This is a genomic window from Kribbella sp. NPDC059898, from assembly GCF_042730855.1.
Lineage (GTDB): Bacteria > Actinomycetota > Actinomycetes > Propionibacteriales > Kribbellaceae > Kribbella.
Genome location: NZ_JBHWKR010000001.1, coordinates 172,118 through 196,008 on the forward strand (window position 1 = coordinate 172,118; position 23,891 = coordinate 196,008).

26 protein-coding genes are annotated in these 23,891 nt (G+C 70.0%); 11 read left to right on the forward strand and 15 right to left on the reverse strand.

The window, feature by feature from the left end; translation table 11 throughout:
• Nucleotides 1–61 precede the first annotated feature (61 nt).
• On the forward strand, nt 62–937 hold the full coding sequence (locus ACFV9C_RS00830) for a hypothetical protein (RefSeq protein ID WP_380189591.1): 876 nt from the start codon (nt 62–64) through the stop codon (nt 935–937).
• Here ACFV9C_RS00830 and ACFV9C_RS00835 read toward each other — a convergent pair.
• From ACFV9C_RS00835 to ACFV9C_RS00850, 4 genes are all read right to left on the reverse strand, one after another.
• Nucleotides 924–1,316, reverse strand: coding sequence for a GNAT family N-acetyltransferase (locus ACFV9C_RS00835; RefSeq protein WP_380189593.1), 393 nt, complete (start codon nt 1,314–1,316; stop codon nt 924–926). The two genes, ACFV9C_RS00830 and ACFV9C_RS00835, sit on opposite strands and share 14 nt — an antisense overlap.
• Complete coding sequence (locus ACFV9C_RS00840) at nt 1,313–2,062, reverse strand: phosphotransferase family protein (protein ID WP_380189595.1); 750 nt, start codon at nt 2,060–2,062, stop codon at nt 1,313–1,315. The genes ACFV9C_RS00835 and ACFV9C_RS00840 overlap by 4 nt, the downstream gene beginning before the upstream one ends.
• A 9-nt stretch (nt 2,063–2,071) precedes the next feature.
• Nucleotides 2,072–2,428, reverse strand: a complete 357-nt coding sequence (locus tag ACFV9C_RS00845) for a helix-turn-helix domain-containing protein (RefSeq protein ID WP_380189597.1) — start codon at nt 2,426–2,428, stop codon at nt 2,072–2,074.
• Nucleotides 2,429–2,530: 102 nt separating this feature from the next.
• A complete protein-coding gene (locus ACFV9C_RS00850) occupies nt 2,531–3,676 on the reverse strand; it encodes a trans-sulfuration enzyme family protein (protein WP_380189599.1) in 1,146 nt (381 codons plus the stop codon).
• 137 nt (nt 3,677–3,813) lie between these two features.
• On the opposite strand from ACFV9C_RS00850, the gene ACFV9C_RS00855 reads away from it, so the two are divergent.
• Nucleotides 3,814–4,305, forward strand: a complete 492-nt coding sequence (locus tag ACFV9C_RS00855; protein WP_380189617.1) for an Lrp/AsnC family transcriptional regulator — start codon at nt 3,814–3,816, stop codon at nt 4,303–4,305.
• Here the strand turns inward: ACFV9C_RS00855 and ACFV9C_RS00860 are convergent.
• The 3 genes from ACFV9C_RS00860 to ACFV9C_RS00870 form a co-directional block, all read right to left on the reverse strand.
• The gene (locus ACFV9C_RS00860; RefSeq protein WP_380189619.1) at nt 4,302–5,321 is read right to left on the reverse strand and encodes an LLM class flavin-dependent oxidoreductase; all 1,020 of its coding nucleotides are present in this window, start codon (nt 5,319–5,321) and stop codon (nt 4,302–4,304) included. The genes ACFV9C_RS00855 and ACFV9C_RS00860 overlap by 4 nt on opposite strands.
• Before the next feature lie 126 nt (nt 5,322–5,447).
• Nucleotides 5,448–5,972, reverse strand: a complete 525-nt coding sequence (locus ACFV9C_RS00865) for an NADPH-dependent FMN reductase (RefSeq protein WP_380189621.1) — start codon at nt 5,970–5,972, stop codon at nt 5,448–5,450.
• A 114-nt stretch (nt 5,973–6,086) separates the two neighbouring features.
• Nucleotides 6,087–7,178 carry a M4 family metallopeptidase gene (locus ACFV9C_RS00870; protein ID WP_380189623.1) on the reverse strand — a complete coding sequence of 364 codons (1,092 nt, stop codon included), beginning with the start codon at nt 7,176–7,178 and terminating at the stop codon, nt 6,087–6,089.
• A gap of 115 nt (nt 7,179–7,293) precedes the next feature.
• Here ACFV9C_RS00870 and ACFV9C_RS00875 point away from each other — a divergent pair, with 115 nt between their 5' ends.
• Nucleotides 7,294–9,531, forward strand: a complete 2,238-nt coding sequence (locus ACFV9C_RS00875; protein ID WP_380189625.1) for a HelD family protein — start codon at nt 7,294–7,296, stop codon at nt 9,529–9,531.
• Here the strand turns inward: ACFV9C_RS00875 and ACFV9C_RS00880 are convergent.
• The 3 genes from ACFV9C_RS00880 to ACFV9C_RS00890 are packed head-to-tail and all read right to left on the reverse strand — an operon-like array spanning nt 9,514 to nt 12,060.
• Nucleotides 9,514–9,708, reverse strand: a complete 195-nt coding sequence (locus ACFV9C_RS00880) for a DUF5808 domain-containing protein (protein WP_380189627.1) — start codon at nt 9,706–9,708, stop codon at nt 9,514–9,516. The two genes, ACFV9C_RS00875 and ACFV9C_RS00880, sit on opposite strands and share 18 nt — an antisense overlap.
• A gap of 18 nt (nt 9,709–9,726) precedes the next feature.
• Nucleotides 9,727–10,299 (reverse strand): hypothetical protein, encoded by a 573-nt coding sequence (locus ACFV9C_RS00885; RefSeq protein WP_380189629.1) that lies wholly within the window; start codon nt 10,297–10,299, stop codon nt 9,727–9,729.
• 12 nt (nt 10,300–10,311) lie between these two features.
• Nucleotides 10,312–12,060 carry a PHP domain-containing protein gene (locus tag ACFV9C_RS00890; protein WP_380189631.1) on the reverse strand — a complete coding sequence of 583 codons (1,749 nt, stop codon included), beginning with the start codon at nt 12,058–12,060 and terminating at the stop codon, nt 10,312–10,314.
• A gap of 185 nt (nt 12,061–12,245) precedes the next feature.
• Between ACFV9C_RS00890 and ACFV9C_RS00895 the strand changes: the two genes are divergently transcribed.
• Nucleotides 12,246–12,602 (forward strand): VOC family protein, encoded by a 357-nt coding sequence (locus tag ACFV9C_RS00895; RefSeq protein WP_380189633.1) that lies wholly within the window; start codon nt 12,246–12,248, stop codon nt 12,600–12,602.
• 220 nt (nt 12,603–12,822) lie between these two features.
• On the opposite strand, the gene ACFV9C_RS00900 is transcribed toward ACFV9C_RS00895, so the two are convergent.
• Nucleotides 12,823–13,053 carry a hypothetical protein gene (locus ACFV9C_RS00900; protein ID WP_141856379.1) on the reverse strand — a complete coding sequence of 77 codons (231 nt, stop codon included), beginning with the start codon at nt 13,051–13,053 and terminating at the stop codon, nt 12,823–12,825.
• Nucleotides 13,054–13,363: 310 nt separating this feature from the next.
• Here ACFV9C_RS00900 and ACFV9C_RS00905 point away from each other — a divergent pair, with 310 nt between their 5' ends.
• The 3 genes from ACFV9C_RS00905 to ACFV9C_RS00915 all read left to right on the forward strand — a co-directional run bounded on the left by ACFV9C_RS00905 (nt 13,364) and on the right by ACFV9C_RS00915 (nt 16,292).
• On the forward strand, nt 13,364–13,972 hold the full coding sequence (locus ACFV9C_RS00905; RefSeq protein WP_380189636.1) for a MarR family transcriptional regulator: 609 nt from the start codon (nt 13,364–13,366) through the stop codon (nt 13,970–13,972).
• Between the two features lie 60 nt (nt 13,973–14,032).
• Entirely contained in the window at nt 14,033–14,398 is a 366-nt protein-coding gene (locus ACFV9C_RS00910) for a VOC family protein (RefSeq protein ID WP_380189638.1), read from the forward strand.
• Between the two features lie 112 nt (nt 14,399–14,510).
• Nucleotides 14,511–16,292, forward strand: coding sequence for a protein-arginine deiminase family protein (locus ACFV9C_RS00915; protein WP_380189640.1), 1,782 nt, complete (start codon nt 14,511–14,513; stop codon nt 16,290–16,292).
• On the opposite strand, the gene ACFV9C_RS00920 is transcribed toward ACFV9C_RS00915, so the two are convergent.
• Nucleotides 16,243–16,743: a GNAT family N-acetyltransferase gene (locus ACFV9C_RS00920; protein ID WP_380189642.1), complete on the reverse strand. Its 501-nt coding sequence runs from the start codon at nt 16,741–16,743 to the stop codon at nt 16,243–16,245. The genes ACFV9C_RS00915 and ACFV9C_RS00920 overlap by 50 nt on opposite strands.
• Before the next feature lie 48 nt (nt 16,744–16,791).
• Between ACFV9C_RS00920 and ACFV9C_RS00925 the strand changes: the two genes are divergently transcribed.
• A complete protein-coding gene (locus ACFV9C_RS00925) occupies nt 16,792–18,300 on the forward strand; it encodes an LCP family protein (protein ID WP_380189644.1) in 1,509 nt (502 codons plus the stop codon).
• Here the strand turns inward: ACFV9C_RS00925 and ACFV9C_RS00930 are convergent.
• From ACFV9C_RS00930 to ACFV9C_RS00940, 3 genes are read right to left on the reverse strand one after another with little or no spacing between them, the layout of a single operon-like run.
• On the reverse strand, nt 18,297–19,064 hold the full coding sequence (locus ACFV9C_RS00930) for an SDR family NAD(P)-dependent oxidoreductase (RefSeq protein WP_380189646.1): 768 nt from the start codon (nt 19,062–19,064) through the stop codon (nt 18,297–18,299). The genes ACFV9C_RS00925 and ACFV9C_RS00930 overlap by 4 nt on opposite strands.
• A gap of 52 nt (nt 19,065–19,116) precedes the next feature.
• Complete coding sequence (locus ACFV9C_RS00935) at nt 19,117–19,827, reverse strand: VOC family protein (RefSeq protein ID WP_380189648.1); 711 nt, start codon at nt 19,825–19,827, stop codon at nt 19,117–19,119.
• 4 nt (nt 19,828–19,831) lie between these two features.
• Nucleotides 19,832–20,434 (reverse strand): TetR/AcrR family transcriptional regulator, encoded by a 603-nt coding sequence (locus tag ACFV9C_RS00940; protein WP_380189650.1) that lies wholly within the window; start codon nt 20,432–20,434, stop codon nt 19,832–19,834.
• A gap of 103 nt (nt 20,435–20,537) precedes the next feature.
• Here ACFV9C_RS00940 and ACFV9C_RS00945 point away from each other — a divergent pair, with 103 nt between their 5' ends.
• From ACFV9C_RS00945 to ACFV9C_RS00955, 3 genes are read left to right on the forward strand one after another with little or no spacing between them, the layout of a single operon-like run.
• Nucleotides 20,538–22,109, forward strand: coding sequence for an ABC-F family ATP-binding cassette domain-containing protein (locus ACFV9C_RS00945; protein ID WP_380189652.1), 1,572 nt, complete (start codon nt 20,538–20,540; stop codon nt 22,107–22,109).
• On the forward strand, nt 22,099–22,929 hold the full coding sequence (locus tag ACFV9C_RS00950) for a virginiamycin B lyase (RefSeq protein ID WP_380189654.1): 831 nt from the start codon (nt 22,099–22,101) through the stop codon (nt 22,927–22,929). The genes ACFV9C_RS00945 and ACFV9C_RS00950 overlap by 11 nt, the downstream gene beginning before the upstream one ends.
• A 57-nt stretch (nt 22,930–22,986) precedes the next feature.
• Nucleotides 22,987–23,889 carry a UbiA prenyltransferase family protein gene (locus ACFV9C_RS00955; protein ID WP_380189656.1) on the forward strand — a complete coding sequence of 301 codons (903 nt, stop codon included), beginning with the start codon at nt 22,987–22,989 and terminating at the stop codon, nt 23,887–23,889.
• Nucleotides 23,890–23,891: the final 2 nt, after the last annotated feature.

Below are 23,891 nucleotides of genomic sequence, written 5' to 3' on the forward strand. Positions count from 1 at the left end.
TGTTTCGACGATACCGGTAAATGCCGCGCGGCACCCGGGGAATATCCGTCAGAGTAGAGCGATGGGAGACGTCAGCGAACGGTTCTGGGCGAAGCTGCCGGAGGGCAGCCGGGACGCCCTGGTCGACGGTTTGAGCCAGTCCGAGCTGCAGTCCGTCCTGCTGGACGTGACGCGCGAGCGGGCCGCCAAGGTGACGCCGGCGCGGCTGCTGCAGCGGTGGAAGCAGGACCGGTTCGTCTGGCCGTCGACGGTCGATCCGCGCGAACTGGTGAAGACGCAGCAGCGGCTGTGGGGGCTGCTGCCGGAGAAGTTCGCCGGCGTACAGCTGTCGCCGCTCGCGCCGCTCGGCACGTGTTCGGCGGTCGCGACGATCAACCAGCACCAGATCGTCAGCACGATCCGCGGCACCGAGGTGGCCAGCGATCCCACCAACGAGCTGGCGATCGAGGCCGCCGTACGTCGGCGCGCCGGGGCGGAACGGGTGCACCTGGCCGCCTGTCAGCGGGTGGTACGCGCGCAACCGTTCGACACGCCTGGGCTCACGGCACACTTCGAGCTGTTCGTGCTGGTGTCGAGCGCGCGGGACAGCGGATCGTTCCGGACCGAGGCGGAGCTGCTGGTCGACCACTTCCGCTTCTGGCACGCCGTACTCGGTGAGAAGGCCGAGCTGAAGTTCACGCTCCTCAAGGAGTCCGGGCTGCGGGACCGGATCGAGGACACTGTCCGTCCGGCGCTCGGGGTGCCCTTGACCGAGGACACCGAGCGGACGAAGAGCGCGAACTACTACGCCGGTACGGCGCTGGCGCTCGGCGTACCGGGCAACGAGATCGGCGACGGCGGGTTCACCACGTGGACCGCGGACCTGCTCGGCGACGCGAAGGAACGCTGCCTTACGTCCTGCATCGCGACCGAGTTCCTGACCGCTATCTCAGCTTGAGCAGACCGGCATCCGTCGCCCGGAAGCCGCAGGCGTCCAGGTAGAACGCGGTCAGATGCGGTTCGAAGTCAACGTGCAACCACTCACACCCAGCCTTACGCGCCTCCTCGGCAGCGGTCAGCACGAGCTGCTTCCCGACGCCACGCCGCCCGTGGTCGGGATGCACGGCGGTGTCCAGCACGAACGCGTGCGCACCACCGTCCCAGCACACCTGCACGAACCCAACCAGCTGATCGTTGCTAAAAGCCCCTACCCAGGTAAGCGCCCACCGCGCCAACCGCTCCGCCCAGGGCTGGACGTCAACCTCGCCCCCGAAAGCAGCCGCATGTAGAGCTGACAGCTCACGATCGTCCACCTCGAACCGTACGACGTACTTCACAGCATCCCCACCGCCGCTTCGAGCCGGGCGATCCACCCGTCGGCAGATCCGTCCGGCAGGTCGGACATGCTCAGATATCCCTGCACCGCAACGGACGGCAGGACCGCGGTCAGCCCGTCCACGTACCCGTAGGCGTCCAGGGTGTCGGTCCAGTGGGCCGGGTCGACGGACGACACCAGGAACCAGGCGAGGTCGAGGATCCCGGGTGCGGAGGAGACGTCCTCCCAGTCGAGGAGCCCGATCACGCCGTCGGGCGAGGTGCACATGTTCTGCGCCGAGGCGTCGCCGTGGACGAGCGTCAACGGACCGGCGCCGCCGACGGCGCGCTCAGCTTCGACCACCTTTCCGACGAGGCGCTCGCCGAACTCGCGGACCGGGGTGGTGAGGTCCTGTCGCGTGGCCAGCGTGGGCCAGGTCCGGTCGTACAGGTCGGCCACGAGATCGTCGCCCGCGCCGGCCGGACGCAGCCACGGCCAGCGCTCATGGGCCTGGCCGGTCCAGCGGTCGTGGAGGTCGCGCAGCGCCCGCGCCCCGGCGACCGGGTCCGCGCCAGGCGTCCACGCGGACAGGTCCTCGAGGACGAGCAGCGTGCCGTCCGGGCCGGACTCCGCCTGGTAGCACTCGGGCACGCGGACCCCGACGTACGGCGCGATCTCGCGGTAGAAGCGCACCTCGGAGTCGAACATGTTCAGGACGTCCGGGATCGACCCCGGGAGCGCGGGCGGCCGGCGTTTTGTGTGGGTCACACAGTCTTTCTACGCGACGAGGGTGTACGCCGTCGGGATCGACGAGTAGGCGCGGGGGCCGGAGGGGATCCGGTGAGCGGTGCGGTCCTCGACGCGGATCGCGGCGGTCTGGAGGTGGACGGGGAGCGTGGACCGGACCGCGGTGGTCAGGTCGAACTGCACCTCGGCCAGCAGGTCGGTCAGCTCGAGTTCGAGTGCCCGGCAGATCGCGGCGAGGATCTCCGAGGACGGTTCCTTGCGGCCGCGCTCGATCTCGGACAGGTACGGCACCGACACCTGGGCCAGCTCGGCGAGCTCACGCAGGGTGATACCCCGCTCGCGCCGCAGCCGGCGGAACACGTTCCCGATCACCTGGCGTAGCAACACGACGGGCCCTCCTCGCCTCGGATCTCCTGTACCGAGTGTGCCATCCGGCACGGGCCGCCCGGACCGGATCTGCGCTGAGCAGACTTTCTGCTCTGCGCAGAATCAGCCTTCGAGGGCCTGGCGGAGGTCCGCGGTCAGGTCCTCCGGGTCCTCCAGCCCCAGGCTCAGCCGGAGCAGCCCGTCGCCCGGCTTCGCCTCCGCCGCGACCAGCCGGTGGGTGAGCGCGGCCGGGTGCTGGATCAGCGTGTCGACGCCGCCGAGCGACACTGCGTGCGTGATCAGCTTCAGCCTGCTCGCCACCCGGGACGCCGCGGCGTACCCGCCGCTGACCGTGAACGCGAGTACGGCGCCCGGACCGGACTGCTGGCGACCGATCAGGCCGTGCGGGTCGTTCAGTCCGGGGTAGTACACCCGCTCGACCGCGGGCTGCGCGGACAGCCAGTCCGCGACCTTGATCGCGGTCGCCTGCTGCGCCCGTACTCGCACCGGCAGCGTCTGCAGTCCCCTGTGCAGTTCGTACGCCGCCAGCGGGTGCAGCAGGCCACCGGTCACAGCGCGGACCTGCCGGAGCCGGCCGACCCACTCGACGCCGGCCGCGACGACGCCTCCCATGACGTCACCGTGGCCGCCGAGGTACTTGGTTGCCGAGTGCAACACCAGGCTCGCCCCGTGCCGAGCCGGCTGCTGCAGGACCGGCGTCGCGAAGGTGTTGTCCACCAGCAGCGGTACATCGCCGGCCGCGGCGGCGACGTACCGGAGGTCGACGAGGTCCACGGTCGGGTTGGCCGGCGTCTCGACGATCACCAGACCGGTGTCGGGACGGATCGCGGCCGCGACCTCGGCGGGTTGTGCATAGCTGACGGTTGTCCCCAGCAGGCCTGTGGATAACAGGTGGTCGGTGCCGCCGTACAGCGGCCGGACGGCGACCACATGCGGACGGCCAGCGGCGACGCTGGCGAGCAGACAGGCGGTCAGCGCGGCCATACCCGAGCCGAACGCGACCGCGCCGTCGGCGTGCTCGAGTTCGGCGAGCGCGTCCTCGAAGCGGGCGACGTTCGGGTTCCACAGGCGCTGGTAGACGAGGCTCCCGCCGTCCGGGCCGCGGCCCTGCGTGAGTTCGTCGTACGACGCTCCGCCGGTGTCGACGTCGGGCAGCGGGTAGGTCGTGGACAGGTCGATCGGCGGGACGTGGACGCCGCGCGCGGTCAGGTCGTCGCGGCCGGCGTGCACCGCCCGGGTGTCCAGCATGAGAGCCTCCTCTGCCTGTGGATAACTGAGGTGACTCTGGAATCTTCTGCGATGTAGAGGCAAGAGTTCCGAAGAAAATTCGTCCACAGGCTCATCCACACGCTGTGGATTCTGTGGATGGCCCTACAGTAGATGGCATGCCGAAGGATCGTCGGAGCCCGGGACCGGCTCCGCGGCCGGTCCCGGACGGGCTCGACGAGGTGGACCGGCAGCTGGTCCAGCTGCTCACGGCCGACGGCCGGATGCCGAACAACGCGCTCGCCGAGGCAGTCGGCATCGCACCGTCGACCTGCCTGACCCGGGTCCGCTCGTTACGCGAACGCGGGGTGATCCGCGGCTTCCACGCCGACGTGGACCTGGCCGCGCTCGGCCGGCCGCTGCAGGCGCTGATCGCGATCCGGATCGGCGCCCACTCCCGCGACGAGATCGACCGCTTCCGCACCAAGGTGCCCCGGCTGCCCGGGGTGCTGTCGCTGTTCCATGTGAGCGGTGCGAACGACTATCTACTGCACGTGTCCGCGAGTACGCCGGATGCGCTGCGCGAGTTCGTGCTCGACCACCTGACGGCGGATCCCGCCGTCACACACGCCGAGACAAGCCTGATCTTCGAACACGTGCGTGGTGGTTAGCGCGGCTTCAGGCCCCAGGCTTCGGCGAGGAGCTGGAAGGAGTGGCGGCGTTCGGCCGGGTTGTGGATGTTCGTGGTGATGATCAGCTCGTCGGCGCCGGCGGTGGTGGCGCGGCGGCGCAGGTCGGCGGCCACCTGCTCGGGCCTACCGACCGAGACCAGGCCGGTCCATTCCTCGACAGCGGCCTCTTCGGCCTCCGACCACGGGTAGGCGGCCGCTTCCTCGGGTGACGGGAGGGGACCCGGGCGACCGGACCGGAGCCGGAGCATGGAGAGGGCGTTCGCGCGGGCGAGCTGCGCGGCGCGTTCCTCGGTCTCCGCGACGATCGCGGCCAGCGCCAGGATCGCCCGCGGTTCGCCGTCGTGCTCGAAGCGCCGGTAGTTGGTCTTGTACGCCGAGATCACGCCCGCCGGGTCGAGCGTGCCGAAGTGGCCGGCGTACGCGAACCCGGTGCCGAGCGCGGCGGCCGCCTGACCGCCGTACGTGCTGGAGCCGAGGATCCAGATCGGTGGCAGCGGTACGTCGGACGGTTGCGCGGTGATCGGCTCGAACGGATGGCCGGCCGGAAAGCCGTCGACGTACGCGCGGAGTTCGGCGTACTGCTCGGTGAAGTCGTCGGCGCCGAGCGCCTCCCGGCTGCGGCGCAGGGCGAGCGCGGTGCGCTGGTCGGTGCCCGGGGCGCGGCCGAGGCCGAGGTCGATCCGGTCCGGGTAGAGCCCACCGAGAACGCGGAACGTCTCCGCGACCTTGAGCGGGGAATGGTTCGGCAGCATGATGCCGCCGGAGCCGACGCGGATCGTCGAGGTGGCCGCGGCGACGGCCGCGATCATCACCTCGGGGGTGGAACTCGCCACGCTGGGGATGTTGTGGTGCTCAGCGAGCCAGAAGCGGTGGTAGCCGGCCGCTTCCGCGGTGCGGGCGAGTTCGAGCGTCTCGTGCAGTGCCTCCGACGGCCGCGTGCCCGACGGCACCGGCGAGAGATCGAGCACGGACAGGGGCATCGCTTCGGCGCTCACGGTGAGGCTCAACGCGCGTTGGCTGGGGGGTATTCCGGATCTCCAGGCCATCACAATCGGCCGTTCCGGCGCCGGCTGAGCGTGGCGCGGCCGAACGGCCGCGATTGTGATGGCCTGGAGATCCGCTCAGGCGGGGTAGGGGGTGGTGGTGCGGGCGTCGCGGAGTGCGCGGGACCACCAGGCGAGTTGGGCGAGCAGGGCCTCGGCGGCGGACGAGGTGGCGGGGTCGACCGGGGTGCCGTCGTGGAAGTCTTCCTCGCGGAAGGCGAGGGTGTCGCGGATGGTCACGGCGTGGAGTTCGCCGAAGACCAGGCGGAGCTGTTCGGCCGCGCGCAGACCGCCGGAGCGGCCGCCGTACACGACGAAGCCGACCGGCTTCGCGTACCAGGGGCGCCGTACGGCGTCGATCGCGGTCTTCACGTCGCCCGGGTACGCGTGGTTGTACTCGGCCGTGACGATCATCACCGCGTCCGCGTCCTCGATCCGCGCCGGCAGCTCCGCGAGCTCCGTGCGGCTGAGGTCGACCAGGTCGAGCTTGAACTCACCCGACCGCTCAACCTCCCGCACGAACCACCGAGTCACCGCTGTCCCGAACCGCCCAGCCTCGACGTTACGCGTCAGCACGACGAGCCGCAGCGGATGAACTGTCACACCAACGACGCTAATACCTCAACAAACCTTGAGGTCAAATCGTCTCACCTACGGCCCGACCGACGGATACGGCGGCCCCACCAGCGGCGGCGTTCACCCAGCGGAGCCGGTGTTTCACTCCGGGGGTGATGAGGGTGGGGTGGTGGTGTGGAGGTCGGTTTGGGCGGCGTTCATGAGGGGGGTTTGGTCGCCGAGGACGCCGACGGTTTGCCAGGCGGTGGTGACGGCGGTGAGTTGGGGGGAGGTGTCGCCGAAGAGGGTGCGGGCGGTGGTCTGGGTGGCTTCGGCGAAGTCCTTGAAGGTGGCGGAGGACGCGAGCTTGCCGCCGGTCAGCGTGCCGTACCAGATCTTGCCGGCGTCGTCGTACGCATTGCCGCCGATCGCCGTCGCGACCAGGTAGAACGCGCGGTTCGGGATGCCGGAGTTGATGTGTACGCCGCCGTTGTCGTCCTGGGTGTCGACGTACCCGGACATGTCGGCCGGCTGCGGATCCTTGCCGAGCCGCGGATCGTCGTACGCCGTCCCCGGCGCCTTCATCGACCGCAACGCGACCCCCTGTACGCCGGGCAGGAACAGCCCCGCCCCGATCAGCCAGTCGGCGTCCGCCGCGCTCTGGTGGTTCGCGTACTGCTTCGCGAGCGACCCGAATACGTCCGAGATGCTCTCGTTCAACGCCCCGGACTGCCCCTGGTAGTCGAGGTTCGCGGTGTACTGCGTGACGCCGTGCGTGAGCTCGTGCCCGGTGACGTCGATCGACGACGTGAAGTTGCCGAAGATCACCCCGTCCCCGTCGCCGAACACCATCTGCGAGCCGTCCCAGAACGCGTTCGCGTAGCCGCGGTCGTAGTGCACCGTCGAGATCAGGACGAGCCCGTTCCCGTCGACGGAGTCGCGCCCGAAGCACTCCTTGTACAGCGTCCAGGTCGCGCCGGTGCCGTCGTACGCCTGGTTGACCGGCTTGTCCTGGACGGCGTCCTGCCCCTCGGAGCGGACCAGTGTGCCGGGCAGGTCGGTGCCGTTCTGCGCGTCGTACACCTTGCGCTGCCGGCCGCCCGCCGCGGCCGCGGTTTCGCGTCCGGCCGCGGGCCGGGTTCGCAGTACGGCGTCGTGCTGCAACGACTGCCGGATCCGGGCACGGACGCTGGGGTCACCCGCGGACTGCTCGAGCTGCTCGAGCAGATACGGCGGGACGATGGAGTGGAACACCACTACAGGAAAACCCGGCACCGGGATAAACTCAAGGATTTGTGGCTGCGTCGGAGCGAATTCCGGAAATGCAGCCCGAAACCAACGCGCGCATTTTAACACAAGGGATAGCGAATTGCCGAATCCTGTGGACGCCGAGCAGGACAACCTGGTCAGGTTCTACGCTGCGCTCGACACCGAGCGGGCGCGCACGGACGCGCGGGCCGACGACGAGGAACTCGTGCACACCCGGAACGCCCAGGCGCTGCACCAGCGGGACGGGCGGATCCGGGACCTCAAGCTCCGCCAGGCCCGGCTGAACGCCGCCGAGGAGGGGCTGTACTTCGGCCGGCTGGACACCGCCGACGGCGAGGTGCTGCACCTCGGCCGGATCGGGCTGCACGACGACGAGTACGAACCGCTGCTGGTCGACTGGCGGGCGCCCGCGGCGCGGCCGTTCTACATCGCGACCGCGGTGGCGAACCTCGGCGTCGTCCGCCGCCGGCACGTGCAGACCCGGTTGCGCCGGGTGATCGACGTCCAGGACGAGCAGCTCGACCTCGGCCGGGAGGCCGCCGACCCGTCGAAACCCGGCACCGGGGTGATCGGCGAGGCGGTGCTGATGAAGGCGCTGGAGGCCCGGCGGACCGGCCGGATGGAGTCGATCGTGCAGACGATCCAGGCCGACCAGGACCGGATCATCCGCTCCGAACTGCCGGGAATCCTGGTCGTCCAGGGCGGTCCCGGGACCGGAAAGACCGCAATCGCGCTGCACCGTGCGGCATTTCTGTTGTACACGCACCGTGAGCAGCTGGAAAAGCGCGGAATTCTCGTCGTCGGGCCGAATGCGGCGTTCCTGCGGTTCATCGGCCAGGTGCTCCCGTCACTCGGCGAGGACGGCGTCCGGCTGGTCACGATCGCCGAGCTGTACCCGGGGATCAACGCCACCCGCCCGGAGCCGCCGGAGAGCGCCGAGGTGAAGGGCCGGACGGTAATGGCCGACGTGATCGCGCGGGCGGTCGCCGACCGGCAGTGGGTCCCGGACGGCCCGGTGCAGGTGACCGTCGAGCGCACCGAGCTGACCCTCGACCCGGAGGTCGTTGGCGCGACCCACACCAGGGTCCGGAACCGCAACCTCACCCATAACCAGGCGCGCCCGTTCGTGCTGAACGAGATCACCGACCACCTCACGAACCAGTACGCCGAGCTGATCGGCACCGACCCGCTCGACGGCGAACAGTTGCTCGACGAGTACGACCTGGCCGAGCTGCGCAACGAGGTGCTCGCCGAGCCCGCCGTACAGGCTCTGCTCGAGCAACTCTGGCCGCTGCTCAGTCCGCAGAGACTTCTGGAGGACCTGTACGGCGACGAGGCCCGCCTCGCGGCCGCCGCGCCGGAGCTGTCCGCGCTGGATCGCGAGCATCTCCTGCGGTACGGCGCCGACTGGAGCACGGCCGACGTACCGCTGCTCGACGAGGCGGCGGAGCTGCTCGGCGACGACGGCACCGAGGCGGCGCGGGAGCGGGCCGCCCGGGCGCGCGCGGTCGCTTACGCACAAGGGGCTCTCGACGTACTCGCGGGGTCCGGGTCGACGGACTTCGACGACGACGACGAGGCGGAGATCCTGACCGCGAAGGACATCCTGGACGCGGAGGCGTTCGCCGAGCGGTACGAGGCGGACGACGACCGGACGCTGGCCGACCGGGCCGCCGCGGACCGGCGCTGGACGTACGGGCACGTGATCGTCGACGAGGCGCAGGAGCTGTCGCCGATGGCGTGGCGGGCGATCGCGCGGCGCTGTCCGCTGCGGTCGATGACGGTGGTCGGCGACGTCGCGCAGACGAGTGCGATCGGCGGCGGTACGTCGTGGTCGAGCGCGCTCGGTGAGACGTTCGGCGATCGTTGGCGGCTGGCCGAGCTGACGTTGAACTACCGCACCCCGGCCGAGGTGATGGACCTGGCGAACGCCGTACTGCGGGAGGTCGACCCGTCCGCGAAGGCGCCGCAGTCGGTCCGGTCGACAGGCCTGCGCCCGTGGCAGGCCGACGTACCGGCGGCCGAGCAGCCGTTGTACGTCTACAAGATGGCGGCCGAGGAGACGGCGTACGGCGAGGTCGGGGTGATCACGTCCCGCAGTCGGCTCGAGCTGATCCAGGAGGCGGTCGACGGGCTGAGCGGCGTCACGGTGCTGACCGCCCGCGAGGCGAAGGGCCTCGAGTTCGACTCGGTGCTGGTCGTCGACCCGGACGGGATCGTGATCGAGTCGCCGCGCGGCCTCCGCGACCTGTACGTGGCCCTCACCCGCTGCACCCAGCGCCTCGGCGTCGTCGGCGAGCTCCCCGACGTACTGCGGGGTTCAGCTGCCTGGGGGTGAGTCCTTGCCCTTCCGGCCGAGCAGCCGGGCGAAGTTCACGTCGAAGCCCCAGCCGAGCGCCTTCGGCGTGAACAGCCGCGGGTCGTCGGGGTTCCACCAACGGGACTTGAGCCGCTCCCCGGTCAGGGGCCGCCAGTCGTAGGGGATACCAAGGAACTTGCCGGTCTTGCCGCCCATACCCCGACAGTAGCGCGGTCAGTGGTCGGCGCAGCACTTCTGCTGGTGCTGGAGTTCGAACGGGATCAGTACGTCGCCGGCGGCCGGCTGGACCTGGAGGACCAGCCGGCCGTCGCGACGGACCGGGCGGAGGAAGTCGAGGGTGTCGATCAAGGTGTCGTCCTCGACCGGCACGCCGCCGATGCCCTCCAGGTGATCGATGCCGCAGCGGGTCCGCAGCTCGGCCGCGGGCAGTACGCCGTGCGCCTGCTCGTGACCGGGCCAGCGGACCACGCGTCCCGTCGTACCGAGCGCCGCCTCGACCGCGGCGACGTACGCGCCGCGGACCAGCCGGCTCGGACCGGCCAGCTCGGGCTCGGACGCGCCGGGCCGGGTGACCGCCAGCCCGACGTTGCGTTCGGCAACCATCGCGCGGACCGGGTCGGCGAGGTCGGCGGCACTGGTCAGCGAGACCGCGACGTGCGGCCGGTCGGCACCCGACACCATGTGGGTGAGCGCGACCACCGGCTGATCCAGCCCGGCGATCAGGTCGTACAGCAGGTGGTCGGCGGCCGCGGTGTCCAAGCTGTCGGCATCGATCGCGATGATCACAACGTCAGATCCTTACCTCGGGAGTACCCAGATCGGGTTGGTGTAGAACCACAGGTCGACCCACGGGTCCGCGTCGCCGACCACGTCCAGCTTCGGCCCGGCCGGGTCCACCGCCGCACCGTGGTACCCGGGCTGGCTGCGGTTCCCGTCGGTACCGCGGACCCGGACGTACTGCGCCTCGTCCGCCCGGCCGAGCGGGTACACCAGTTCGAACGTACCTCGCTTGCCCGAGGTGTCCCACTGCTTGACGACCTTGGTGTTCGGCGCGGTCATCGTGTCCTTGTCGGTGACCGGTCCGGTGACCGAGCCCTGGATCACGTCGACCCGGTTCAGCGACGGGACGAAGTTCGACCAGTTCGGCATCGTCTGCGCGGTGATCCGGACGACCAGCTCGATCGCGCGGCCCTTCTTCACCAGCAGCGCGCCGCCCAGCGGTTCGCCGTACGGCTTGCCTACCTCGCGGACCTCGACCTCGACGCCCTTGACCAGCCCGCCGTGGTCGACCCAGGCCCGGCCGTTGCGCAGGCCCTCCATCACCGCGAGGTAGTCGCGGCGGTCGGCGCCGACGTGCGTACGGCTGTAGTAGCCCGGCCAGAAGTCACCGGCGGTGGTGTTGATCGCGTTGCCGTACACCGGGTCCATGTACCGGCCGTCGCGGTCGAACTGCGCCTGGCTGGAGCCGTCCGGGCGGCGGGAGGTCTCGTTCCAGTTCACGTGCGAGTCGGAGTTCGCGGAGATCCACCACGGCTTGCCCTCGGCGAGCAGGCTGTCCCAGAGCCCGCCGACGGTCGCGGTCATCCAGTCGAAGCCGCCCCAGGTGCGGTAGCTCTCGGCCGGGTAGCCGGGGAACGAGTTCGCGTTCGGCGAGTTGCCGTAGTACCCGCGGGCGCTGCCGCCGCCGATCGGGGCCGGCAGGCCGGCCGCCTGGTGACCGGGCGCGCCCTCGAAGCCGACGGCGATCCGCGGGTCGGCGTCGCGCCAGTTGCGGATCTCGTGCGGGCTGTCGATGCCGTTCCGGGCCGGGTGGTTGGCGAGGAACAGCGCGTCCGCGACCAGGCGCCGGTCGACCTGCTGGCCGAGCCACTGGATGCCGGACACCGCGAGCGCCTCGTTGGCCGGCGAGTTCGCGCTTGCGTTCTTGACGCTGCCGTCGTAGCTGTTCTCGAACTGCTTCAGTACGTCGACCTCGCGGCTGCCCGGTGCGACGAAGACCGTGCCGTGCTCGGCGGCCGGGATGTTCCACTCCAGGCCCTGGAAGATCAGCGTGTCGCGCAGTTCGGCGCGGGCCGCCTTGATCTGCGGGTTGACCAGGTCGACGCCGATCCGCGCGTGCGTCGCGCCGCCGTGGTCGGTGATGACCAGCCAGTCCAGGCCGTACGCCGCGGCGTGCCGGGCCTGGTCGATGACGCGGTACATGCCGTCCGAGCTGAGCTGGGTGTGGATGTGGTGGTCACCGGCCAGCCAGACCTTGGGGCGGTTGCCCTGCTGGAAGACCCACCCGTCCTTCGGTGCGGCCGCCGCCGCGAACTGCGCACCGGTCACCGCGAGCGCCGCCGTACCGCCGAGGATGCCGGCCGACCGGAGCAGACCGCGACGGGTCACCTCGGTGGGGGACAGGTCACTGTCCGGCACGCTGGTATCCAGCGCGGCCAGGGTCGCCTGGTCCAGCTCGGTGTTCGGGTGGTGGTGGTCGTGCCCATGACCGTGATCGTGGTCGTGATCGTGGTCATGGGTGTGCGGGTGGTCGTGCGAGTGCCCCATCGACTGTCCTCTCATGGCGGAATCGGCGGGATCATCGCCGGTGTCCATGACCACGAGATGTGCGCGGGATGAACCGTTCACCCCTCCTGCGACCGGATCGCACGAGCTCAGCACCCGGCACCTCGTGTCGAGAATCCGGCGGCAGCTCCGACGTACCGGGGGTCAGGGCGGTGGAAGGAGTGAAGGTGATTCTGAACAGCATGTTGCTCGGGAGTACGAACGCCGAGCGGTTGAAGGCGTGGTACCGGGACGGGTTCCGGGCCGAGGTCGACGGGTACGGGAACCTGGATCTCGGCGGGTTCGGGCTGGTGATCGAGCAGCGGGACGACGTCGCGGGCAAGAACCCCGAACCCGGGCGGCACATCGTGAACTTCGGGGTCGACGACATCGAGGCGGCGGCCGCGCATCTGCGGACGCTCGACGTCGAGTGGCTGGTGCACCCGGAGGACCGCGGGATCGGCTGGTTCGCGACCGTGATCGACCCGGACGGGAATTACGTCCAGCTGATCCAGATGAAACCCGAGTACTACACACAAAAGTGAAAAACGTTCGCACCGGACCTGGGGGATCCGGTGCGAACGCGATTGTTCAGGCGCATTTCACAGGGGAGAAAAAGGGCGGCAGGCGAGGGGCAGAACGCCCACGCTCACCTGCCGCCCGACACCGGTCCTTCAATGATCGAGGTGAGGCGCTCGACCTGGCGTACGTTCCGCGTGGGTTGTCTGGTGAGATACGGAACGCGAAGCACCGGGGATTCTTTTCTCAGCGGGGCGCTACGTCCCACATGCGCTCGCCGGGCAGGGGGTCGGGGAGCTTGTCGATCATCGGCATCGGGTCGTTCGTGACCCGGAGACCGGCGAATCGGCGGCTCATGGCGTCTGCGTACCGCTCGGCCAACGCCGGCTCGGCGTTGTAGTCGGCGATGACGTGCTCACCGAACCAGACACGCACGCGTCGGCGCTGAACGGTCTGAGTGGCGGTGGCGGTTGTCACGGGTCCTCCTGGCTGTTACTTCGAGGGGTGGTCGGCCTGGAAAACGCGGGCGAGCGCGGTGCCGGTGCGCCGTGTTGTGTTCACCGTCACGTCACTTCCAACGGAGGACCAAGAGCCGAGGTCACGCCCGATTCCGGAAATTCTGGACAATCTCCAAAACTTTCCGGAGCCATTCTTTCGTGCGTATGTTCGATTACTGGAGCGGCCCGCGGACGGGCACCCCGCCCAGGACGGGAACGTCATGAGATTCACAGTGTTTCCTCAGGAAAGACACGCCGAAGCTGTCGGAACCGCTCCGTACGCTGGAGGCGTGACCATCGAAGACGCTGGTATCAGGCCGCCGACGGAAGCCGTTGAGGAACCGCTCGTGCCGAACGCGCTCGTCGTCCCCGAGCGGGTGATCGGCGGCGTCGTACCGTCGCCCGTCCGGCCGGGTCCGGCGGGTATCGCGGCCGTCCAGACCGAGTATCTGATCAGTGACGTCGGCGACGCGCTCCGGCTGCTGGACGCGGTCGAGCGCGTCCGCGGGCACGCGCATCCGTTGATCCTCGGCCTGCAGGAAGCGGTCGGGATCAAGATGCCGGCCGCGCTGGTGCTGAGCGCGGTCGCGAACGGCCGGACCACCGCGCACCAGGTCGCCAAGCAGGTCGGCATCACGAACGGCGAGGCGGAGCTGGCGATCGCCGACCTGGAAGCCCTCGGCATGGTCCGGACTACGCCGACGCTGACCGTCACCGGGATGGGCCAGGCCAGGCTCTCCCAGCTCGACGGTCTCACGGTCCGGGTCCTCGACGTCGTCACCGGCATCCTCGGCCCGACCGACGCCGCCCACCTGGTCCGCCTCCTGCACACGGTCGCCGACGGCCTCGAGTCCGCCTCGGTCGCGGCCACGGTGAATCCCGCTCTGTCCCACAACTAGTGTCGAAGCCGGCTTGGTGGTAACGACGTAGCTGATGTCGAGTGACTAGGAGGGCATCAGATGCTTCAGGACAGCAAGGCGTTCAGTGGGTTCTCGGTGGACGACATTCCGCGGGCCAAGGAGTTCTACACGAAGACGTTGGGTCTCGACGTCGGTGAAGAGCACGGGATGCTCAACCTGCGGATCGCGGGCGGCACCCCGGTGCTCGTGTACCCGAAGGACAACCACGTGCCGGCGGAGTACACCGTGCTCAACTTCCCGGTCGCGGACATCGAGGAGACGGCCCGGGCGCTCACCGCGCTGGGGGTCACGTTCGAGAGGTACACCGACGCCCAGGACGAGCTCGGGATCACCCGTGGCCAAGGCCCGTTGATCGCCTGGTTCAAGGACCCGGCGGGCAACATCCTCTCGCTCATCCAGCGATAGGACCATCCCTTCTCCGCCCACGGGTGGAGAAGGGATTCTCCATCTCCCCGGACCGCGCACCGCTCAGTAGTTTCATCGAAGAAGCACACCTGTACCAAATAAGGAGCCTTCGATGAAACGCTGGATCGCAGGCGTCACCAGCCTGCTCGCGGCCACCGCCTGGGGAACGGCCGGTACGCCGGCACCACGGCTGACCGCCGACGTCGACCGGGACGGCGTACTCACGGCCGCCGACGACGCCGGCAAGAACACCTGGACCGACGCCCGCGGCGCGATCTTCCTGCCGAACCTGGACGACGACGAACACCGCTGCAAGGTCGACCCGGCCGACCTTGACGCACCCGGTCGCGCGGTTGACGACAAGCTTGCCGCCTGCAACGATGCTGCCGACGACCGGATCAACGGCCCGCGCGATGCCGCGGACCTCGCGCCGCTGGCGATCGATGCCGAACGCAACCTTTCCGGCGACGCCACCGGCACCGTCACGATCACCCCGACCGACAAGGCGCGCGTCTTCGCGTACGGCCGCCCGGTCGGCACGCTCACCGCCCAGGACCTTCGGCACGGCGTACGACTGCTGCTCGAGGGCCGCGACATCGTCCGAGACCCGAAGAAGTGGGACGGCCAGATCACGGTCACGCTGTTGGTCACGGACCGCGGCCACACCGGCACGGACGCCGTACGGATGCGGGTCGCGCCGCTGATGCTGCAGAACGACCTGCAGCCCGCGCAGACCGTACTCGCGAGCAAGCCGAACACCGGGCAGGGCTTCTGGGGCCGTACGCCGCCGTACGAGCAGGGCGCTCCGGGCGACTGGCAGCAGTTCGAGTCGACGTTGCGTAAAGCAACCAAGGTCCGGTTCATCCAGGGCACGCACGAGGGCTGGAAGGACATGTGGGCGCAGGACTGGTTCGAGCCCGCCACCGCGAGCATGCCGGCCGTCGGCGGTCCGCACACGCTGCGGATCCTGATCCGCTCCGGCAACGTGTGGGACATGCCTGCCGGCAACACCCCGCGTCCGGCCGGCCGGTTGCTGTACCGCGACCTGCGCGGACCCGACGTCGGCGTCGTCCAGGAGCTCGCCGGCCAGGCGTCCTCCGGTTCGAACGACCTGCTGAACATGGGCGGCAACCTCGAGTCACTCCCGCCGTACGCCGGTTATCCACACGGCCGGCTGCTGTACGGCGCCACGGCCGAACGGCACCCCGACACCGGGTTCCTGACGATGCTGACCAGCCAGGGGTACCAGCCGCCGCTGGTGATCGACACATCCTGGCTGATGATCGGCCACGTCGACGAGACGGTGCACGTCGTACGCGCGGACAACGCCCGCGGCTGGACACTCGCGGTCGCCGACCCGCGGCTCGGCGCGCAACTGTTGCGTGAGGTGCAACGGCTGGGTGGCGGCAAGCAGAGGATGTTCGCGGACACGAAGTCGCCGCACAAACCGACAGTCGACGACGTACTCCGCACCGGGATGGCCGACAACGAGGGCGCGGCGAAGCACATCGATGATCAACTGAAGGTCCTACTGAAGGCCACCGGACTGCATCCGGACGAGTTGGTCCGGCTGCCGGAGATCTTCAACCGCGTGCCCGGCTACGGGTTGCTCAAGGCGATGACGCCCGGCCCGGCGAACGGGCTGTCGATCACCGACCGGGAGTACGCCGTACCCGATCCGCACGGGCCGCGGCTGCAGGGGCAGGACGTGTTCAAGCAGGTGACGGAGCGCGCGCTGGCCCGCAACGGCGTACGGGTGCGCTGGGTCGAGGACTTCCTGTGGGCCCACCTCGGCGGTGGCGAGGTGCACTGCTCGACGAACGCGCTCCGCGACACCAGCCGCGCTACGCCGTGGTGGTCCGGAACCGCAGCGTCGGAAACCTCGACTCGGTGAACCCGAGGCCCCGGTAGAGGTCGATGCCGTCGTCGGTCGCATGCAGCTCGATCTGACCGACGGCGGTCTCGTCGCGGAACCAGTCCACCAGCGCCACCACGCACGCCTTGGCCAGACCACGGCGCCGGAAGTCCGGGTGCGTGCTCACGTTGTACAGGTGCCCGCGGACGCTCGACGCGTCGTGGGGGCCGGGCGGGTGCGCGTGCACATTGCCGGCCGCCCCGGCGACCACGCCGGCGTCCGGGTCCTCGACGACGTACGCCGCGAACGTGTCCGGCGACGCGAGCTGCTCCGCGAACCACTTCCGGGCACCGATCCGCCACGGTGCGTCCGGCCCGCCGACGTCGGTACCCATTGCCGAGAGCATCAAGGCACGTAACTGGACCAGCGACTCCGCATCGGCCGCCCCGGCCCGCCGTACCAGCGGCTGTTGTGTCTGACTTTCGTTCACTTTATCGATCATGCCAACTTTTTGCCGGAGCGCTGAATCGTAGCTGACATGGCCCAGACCAGAGCCCCGCGCGCCGCCCGCGCACGTCGCGCCGGACCACGCCGACCGACCGGGATCGGGGCGCTGGCGATCGCCGTCCTCGGCATCCTGATCCCCGGGACCGCGTACCTGGCGGCCCGGCGGACCAGGCTCGGCACGGCGGTGACGCTGGTCAGCCTCGGGCTGTACGGCGGGGCGGCGTACCTCGCGCTCCGGCAGCGGGACGCGGTGATCGCGTGGGCGCTGGATCCAACGGTGCTGCTGTGGATGATCGCCGGCCTGGTCGCGATCGCGCTCGCGTGGGTCGTGGTGCTGGTCACGTCGTACAAGATGCTCCGCCCGCTGACCGCCGGACCGGCGGCCCGGACGCTCGGGTCGCTGGTGATCGGCGTGCTGTGTTTCGCGCTGGCGATGGGTACGGCGAGCGGCGCGCAGACGCTGGTGGCGCAGCGCGAACTGGTGACGAAGGTGTTCGCGGGCTCGGAGACGAAGAGCCAGACGCGGCCGACGATCGTCCCGAGGAAGGACATCTGGGAGCAGCTCCCGCGGCTGAACATCCTGCTGCTCGGCGCGGACGACGGCGCCGACCGGCAGGGCGTCCGGACCGACTCGGTGATGGTCGCGAGCATCGACACCAAGACCGGCAACACGTCGCTGATCTCGCTGACCCGGAACTTCATGCGGATGCCGTTCCCGGCCGGTACGCCGCTGCACGCGAAGTTCCCGACCGGGTTCTGGGACCCGAGCGTCCCGCCGGACACGGAGCAGCCGGAGTTCTACCTGGACGCGATGTACCGGAACATCCCCAAGCTGTACCCGGACCTGATCGGTCCGTCGGACAACCCCGGCGCGGACGTGCTGAAGCTGTCGGTCGGCGCGGCGCTCGGGCTGCAGATCCACTACTACGTGCAGGTCAACCTGGCCGGGTTCGCGAAGCTGGTGGACGCGCTCGGCGGGATCACCGTGAACATCAACTACCCGGTCCCGGTCGGCGGGAACGACGACAAGAAGATCCCGCCGAGCCGGTACCTGCAGCCGGGCCACGACGTCCAGCTGAACGGCTCCGACGCGCTGTGGTTCGCGCGCGGGCGGTACGGGCTCGCGACCGCCGACCTGGCCCGCCAGGCCCGGCAGCGCTGCACGGTCAAGGCGATCGTCGAACGGGCCACGCCGCAGAACGTGCTCGCCAACTACCAGGAGATCGCGCACGCCGGCGAGCAGATGATCCGCACCGACATCCCGGGGAGCCTGCTGAAGCCGCTGGTCGACGTCGGGCAGCGGGTGAAGACCGGGAAGATCACGAACGTCGACCTGGACAAGAAGAAGAACTTCCCGAACGGCCGGAACCCGGACTACGCCGCGATGCGCGCGATCGTGGCGCAGGCGATCAACCCGGTCCGCAGTACGAAGCCGGTACCGCGCCGTACCACCACGGCGACCCAGCCGAAGGTCACCCCCAAACCGGACACCGGCGACCTGACCTCGGCCTGCGCGTACAACCCCGGGGCGACCGGCTAGGCGTAGCGGATGCCGAGGCCGCCGTCGACCGCCCAGTTGGCGCCGGTGACGAAGGCGGCGGCGTCGGAGGCGAGGAAGCAGACGACCTCGGCGACGTCCGCCGGGGTGCCGATCCGGCCGAGTGGGTGCACGCCGAGGGCCTTCTCGCGTTCGCCCGGGATCGTGTCGAAGAACTCCTCGAGCAGGTCGGTGGCGATGTAGCCGGGGCTGACCGCGTTGACCCGGACGTTGTGCGGGGCGACGTCGAGCGCGAGCGAGCGGGTCATCCCGACCAGCCCGGACTTCGCCGCGGCGTACGGGAACATGCCGGCCTGGGTGAGCTTGGAGTGGATCGAGGCGATGTTCACGATCGAGCCGCGCTTGGCGTCGATCATCGGCTGCAGCACCTGGCGGGACATCAGGAAGGCGCCCTTCAGGTCGACGTCGAACACGTCGTCCCATTCGGCCACCGACATCCGCGCCGGGTCGGCGTACGAGTTCTTGCCGGCGTTGTTGACCAGCACGGTGACCGGGCCGCCGAGGTCGTCGGTAAGCTTGCCGACCGCCTGCCGGACCGACACCTCGTCGGTGATGTCGCCGACCGCCGCGGCCACCTTCGCCCCGGTCTCGCCGAGCTCCGCGGTGGTCGCGGTCAGCTCGTCGGCGAGGATGTCGATCAGCCCGACCGCCGCACCTTCCGCCGCGGCCTTCGCCGCGACCGCCCGGCCGATCCCGCGCGCGGCCCCCGTCACCAGCACAACCTCGTTCGCCAACCGACCAGTCACAAACGTCTCCCTCAACCTAGGCGTCGAGGACGACCCTAGTCGGGGGCGTTGCTCAGGACGGGGTGGTGATCAGGATGCAGAACTCGTTGCCGTCCGGGTCGGCCAGCGGGATCGCGGTGGGGCCCTCCTGGCTGGTCTCCAGCCGGGTCGCGCCGAGGGCCAGCAGCCGCTCGACCTCCGCCTCGGGGTCGCCGTCGGCCACCAGGTCCAGGTGCAGCCGGTTCTTCGGGGCCTTCGGGCCGACCGGCGGGCCGCCCCAGGTGATCTTCGGTCCGCCGGACGGCGCCTGGATCGCGGTCTCCTCGTCCTGGTCCCAGACCAGCGGCCAGTCGAGGGCCTTGCTCCAGAAGTACCCGACCGCCTGGGAGCCGTCGGACGACAGCGCGCCGATGAACGCGGTGTCCTTGAGGAAGTTGTTCCCGGCCTCGATCACACAGAACTCGTTGCCCTCCGGGTCCCCGAGCACGATGTGCCCCTCCTCGCCCGTCTGGCCGATGTCGAGGTGCTGACCGCCGAGCTCGAGCGCCCGGGCGACGGTCTCCTGCTGCTGCTCCGGCGTCTGACTGGTCAGGTCGAAGTGGGCCTGGTTCTGCCGGTCCTTCACCACGTCGCTCGGCAGGAACCGCAGCCGGAACCCGGTGTTGTCCGTCGGCACCAGCTCGTTCCCCTCGGCCGGTTCGAACCCGAGCATGCCGGCCCAGAACCGCGCGAGCCCGGCCGGATCCTTCGCGTCGATCGACAGCGCATACAGAGAGGTGCCCATACCGTCACGGTAGGTCGGTGCCAGGCGCGGTCGCAAAGGCTTTTGCGGCGATCCGGGCGTGACGGTCCGCCTGCGCGCGGGACATTGGCTGCCGGAGCAGGACGAGCTGGTGGTAGACCGGGCCGGTCGCGGTGAGCAGGACTTGATGAGCGTCCACCGTGCGCGGGAGCTCGCCTCGGTCGACCGCGCGGGCGACGAGGAGAGCGGTGCGCGCGTAGCGGTCATCCCAGAAGCGGGTGAGTGCCTCGGCGGCTTCCGGCGTACGGAACGAGGCGGCGATCACCGCCTGGGTGACCGACGGGCCGGCGGTCAGCGCGGCGTGGACCTCGCGGTTGACCGCGATCAGGTCGCCCTCCAGCGAGCCCGTGTCGGCCGGCTCCCACGCGTCGTCGGCGCCGGCCTCGAGCAGGTCGACGAGCAGGCCGGGCACGGTCTTCCAGCGCCGGTACAGCGTCGTGCGATGGACACCGGAACGTACGGCGACGGCGTCGATCGTGAGCCCGTCGTACCCGTGCTCGGCCAGCTCGGCCTCCACCGCCGCGAGCACCTCGGAGCGCACCCGGGCGGTCCGTCCTCCCGGCCTGCTTGCGCGAACCCCATCCGTCATGCGATCATCCTAACGCAACATCCGTCGCCTTTAAGGAGTAGCCAGTGATCTTCTGACCCGCCGTTCGCCAACCACGAACCCGCGAGAGGTCAGGAGGATCCTCATGTCTACCCAGCTGTCCCTGCACGACGTCACCAAGTCCTACGACCACCGCCTGGTGCTCGACCGGATCAGCTGCGCCTTCCCGCCCGGGCAGGTCAGCGGCCTGATCGGCGAGAACGGCTCCGGCAAGTCGACGCTGCTGCGGATCCTGGCCGGCCTCGAGCCGGCCACCGACGGTACGCCGACCGTTGCCGGCAGCATCGGCTTCCTGGCGCAGGACAACCCGCTGCCGCTCGATCTCGACGTCCGGGCGCTGGCCGACCACGCCCTCGCCGACCTGCGCCGGATCGAGGCCCGTCTCCGCGAGCTCGAGGAACAGCTGGCTCAGGGTCAGGACGTGCTGACCGAGTACGGCGAGCTGCAGACCGCGTTCGAGATCCGTGAGGGGTACGACGCGGACGCCCGGTTCGCCCGTGCGACGTACGGCCTGGGGCTGTCCACGCTGCCCGGTGATCGCCGGCTGTCCGAGCTGTCCGGCGGCGAGCTCGCCCGGCTGAACCTGGCCGCCGTACTCGCGTCGTCGCCCGAGGTGCTGCTGCTCGACGAGCCGACCAACCACCTGGACGTGTCGGCCGCTGTCTGGCTGGAGGATCACCTGCGGTCCCGGCGCGGAACGACGGTGGTCGTGTCGCACGACCGCGCGTTCCTGGAGCGGGTCGCGTCGACGCTGTTCGAGGTCGACGGCGACACGCACCGGATGACGCGGTACGGCAACGGTTTCCAGGGTTACCTGGACGAGAAGGCCGCCGAACGGGCCCGGCTCGAACAGGCCCGGCAGCAGTGGGAGGACGACGTCGCGGAGCTGCGCGGGCTCGTCCGGACCACCGCCGACCGGGTCGCGTACGGGCGGCCGATGAAGGACAACAACAAGGTCGCGTACGACCGGGCGACGGGCCGCGTCAACGAGGCCGAGCGGAGCAAGATCCGGAACGCGAAGGAACGCCTGCGCCGGTTGGAGGAGGACCCGGCGCCGGTGCCGGCGAAGCCGCTCCGGTTCACCGCGTCCATCCGTACGACGGGCGCCGCGGCCGGGCTGGATGCGGTCGGCGTCGCGGTCGACGGGCGGCTGCGGCCGGTGTCGCTCGACGTACCGGCAGGTGGCCGGGTGCTGATCACCGGGCCGAACGGTGCGGGCAAGTCGACGTTCCTCGACGTACTCGCGGGCGTGCTGCCGCCGGACTCCGGGTACGTCGAGCGGCGCGGACGGATCGGATACCTCCCGCAGGAGGTGGTGGAGCCGCGGCCGGACGACACGCTGCGTCAGGCGCTCGCGCGGCATCCTGGGGCGGCCGGGCTCGGGCTGTTCCGGCAGGAGCAGTTGCAGACCCGGGTCGGTGCGGTGTCCACAGGTCAGCGCCGACGTCTGGCGCTGGCGCGAGTACTGACGACGCCGTACGACGTACTGCTGCTGGACGAGCCGACGAACCACCTGTCGCTCGTCCTGGTGGAGGAACTGGAGGCCGCGCTGGACCGCTACACGGGCGCCCTCGTGGTCGTCAGCCACGACCGCCGCTTCGCATCCCGCTGGCGGGGAACTGTGCTCGAGATGGAGGTAATGACGTATGCCCACTGAATACGCAGTCGACGGGGCGCCGTACGGCGTGGTGTCGGCAGGTGGTGAGGTGTGGACGACGCTCGTCCACACCGGCCGTGTCGCGACCGTGTCCGGAAAGGTGTTCGACCTGAACGCACCCGAGTCGCGGCCGAGTGTGATCGTGGACGGGCCGGACGACGCGGTGTGGTTCACGCGGAACGGCGACGACCGGGTCGGGCGGATCGGGTACGACGGCGCGGTCTCGTCGGTGCCGGTCGCGGGCGCGCCGTACGGGCTGTGCGTCGGGCCGGACGGCGCGTTGTGGTGCACGTTGATGAGCAGCGACGCGATCGGACGGATCACGCGGGCCGGCGAGGTCACGACGTACCCGATCGGCACGACGGGTGCGTTCCCGGCGATGATCACGACGTACGCCGGGGACCTGTGGTTCACGCTCAACCAGGCGAACGCGATCGGGCGGATGACCGTGGCCGGGGAGGTCACCAGCTATCCCCTGCCGACCGACGGCGCCGGGCCGGTCGGGATCAGCGGCGGGCCTGACGGCGTCTGGTTCACCGAACTGCTCGCGGACAAGGTCGGCCGGATCGACGCCGACGGGACGATCGAGGAGTTCGCGCTGCCGGCCGGGTCGAAGCCGCATGCCGTGGCGGCGACGGCGGACGGGTGCTGGATCACCTTGTGGGCGGCGTCGGCCGCGGCCCGTGTCGATGCCAAGGGCAACATCATCGAGCAGGTGGGGTTTGCCGACGGCGCCGAGCCGCACGGGCTGTCCGCCGACGGTTCGGTGTGGGTCGCGCTGGAGAAGGGTTCCGTGGCTCACATCGAGCCTCGCGGGTGAGGAGGTTCACCCTGTGGAGGGAGGACGGGATGCACCCTGGAGGTGGACAGTTGTCGTGTGATCACGGACGTGCAGGTACGAGGGCCGCGGGTTCGTGATGTGGTCGCGGTCGGCAGGCCCGCGTTCTGGGTGGTGTCGATCGTCCCTTACTACACAGGGATCCTGCTCGCGACGCATCGGCTGATCCCGCCGGTCGCGGAGTGGCCGCGGCTGATCGTCGGCGCGGTCGTGATGGGTCCGCTGGTGTGGCTCGCCGTGCTGGCAGTCAACGACGCGTACGACCTGCCGAGTGATCGGCTCAATCCGCGCAAGGCCAAGTCGCCGCTGCTCGACGGGCGGGTCACGCTCCAGGCGGCGCTGCGACTGGCCTTCGCGGCGGCGGTCGCGGCGGTCGGGTTGAGCCTGCTGGTCGGGGTCGTGTTCGCGCTCGGCGTGCTGCTCGCCGTACTGCTCGGGTACGCGTACTCCGTGCCGCCCGTGCGGTTGAAGACGCGCGCCGGCTTCGACGTCGCGGTGAATGCCCTTGCGCTGGGCGCTTTCGGACCGCTCGCCGGGTGGGCCGCGATCAACCCCGACCTCAGCGGCTTCCCGTGGCTGATGGGCCTCCAGGGCACCCTCGCCGCGGTCGGCCTCTACCTCCCCACGACCCTCGCCGACCTCGACGCGGACCGCGCCGCCGGCTACCACACGATCGCGGTCCGCTTCGGCGCCCGCACGACGTACCGCCTCGGCTACACCGCCTGGATCGCCGCCGCCACCCTCTCGGTCGTCCTCGCCGCCACCGGCACGATCATCCCCCGCAGCATGCTCCCGCTCGAGCTCGTGATGGTCCCGGTCCTGGTCGCGGCGTACCCCAAACTCATTGGCCCCCACCAGTCCTTCAAAGGCATCATCACCCTCGCCACCCTCTTCCTCCTCCCCTGCGCCACCTTCGCCCTCACCTACACCGGAGTGCTCTGAGC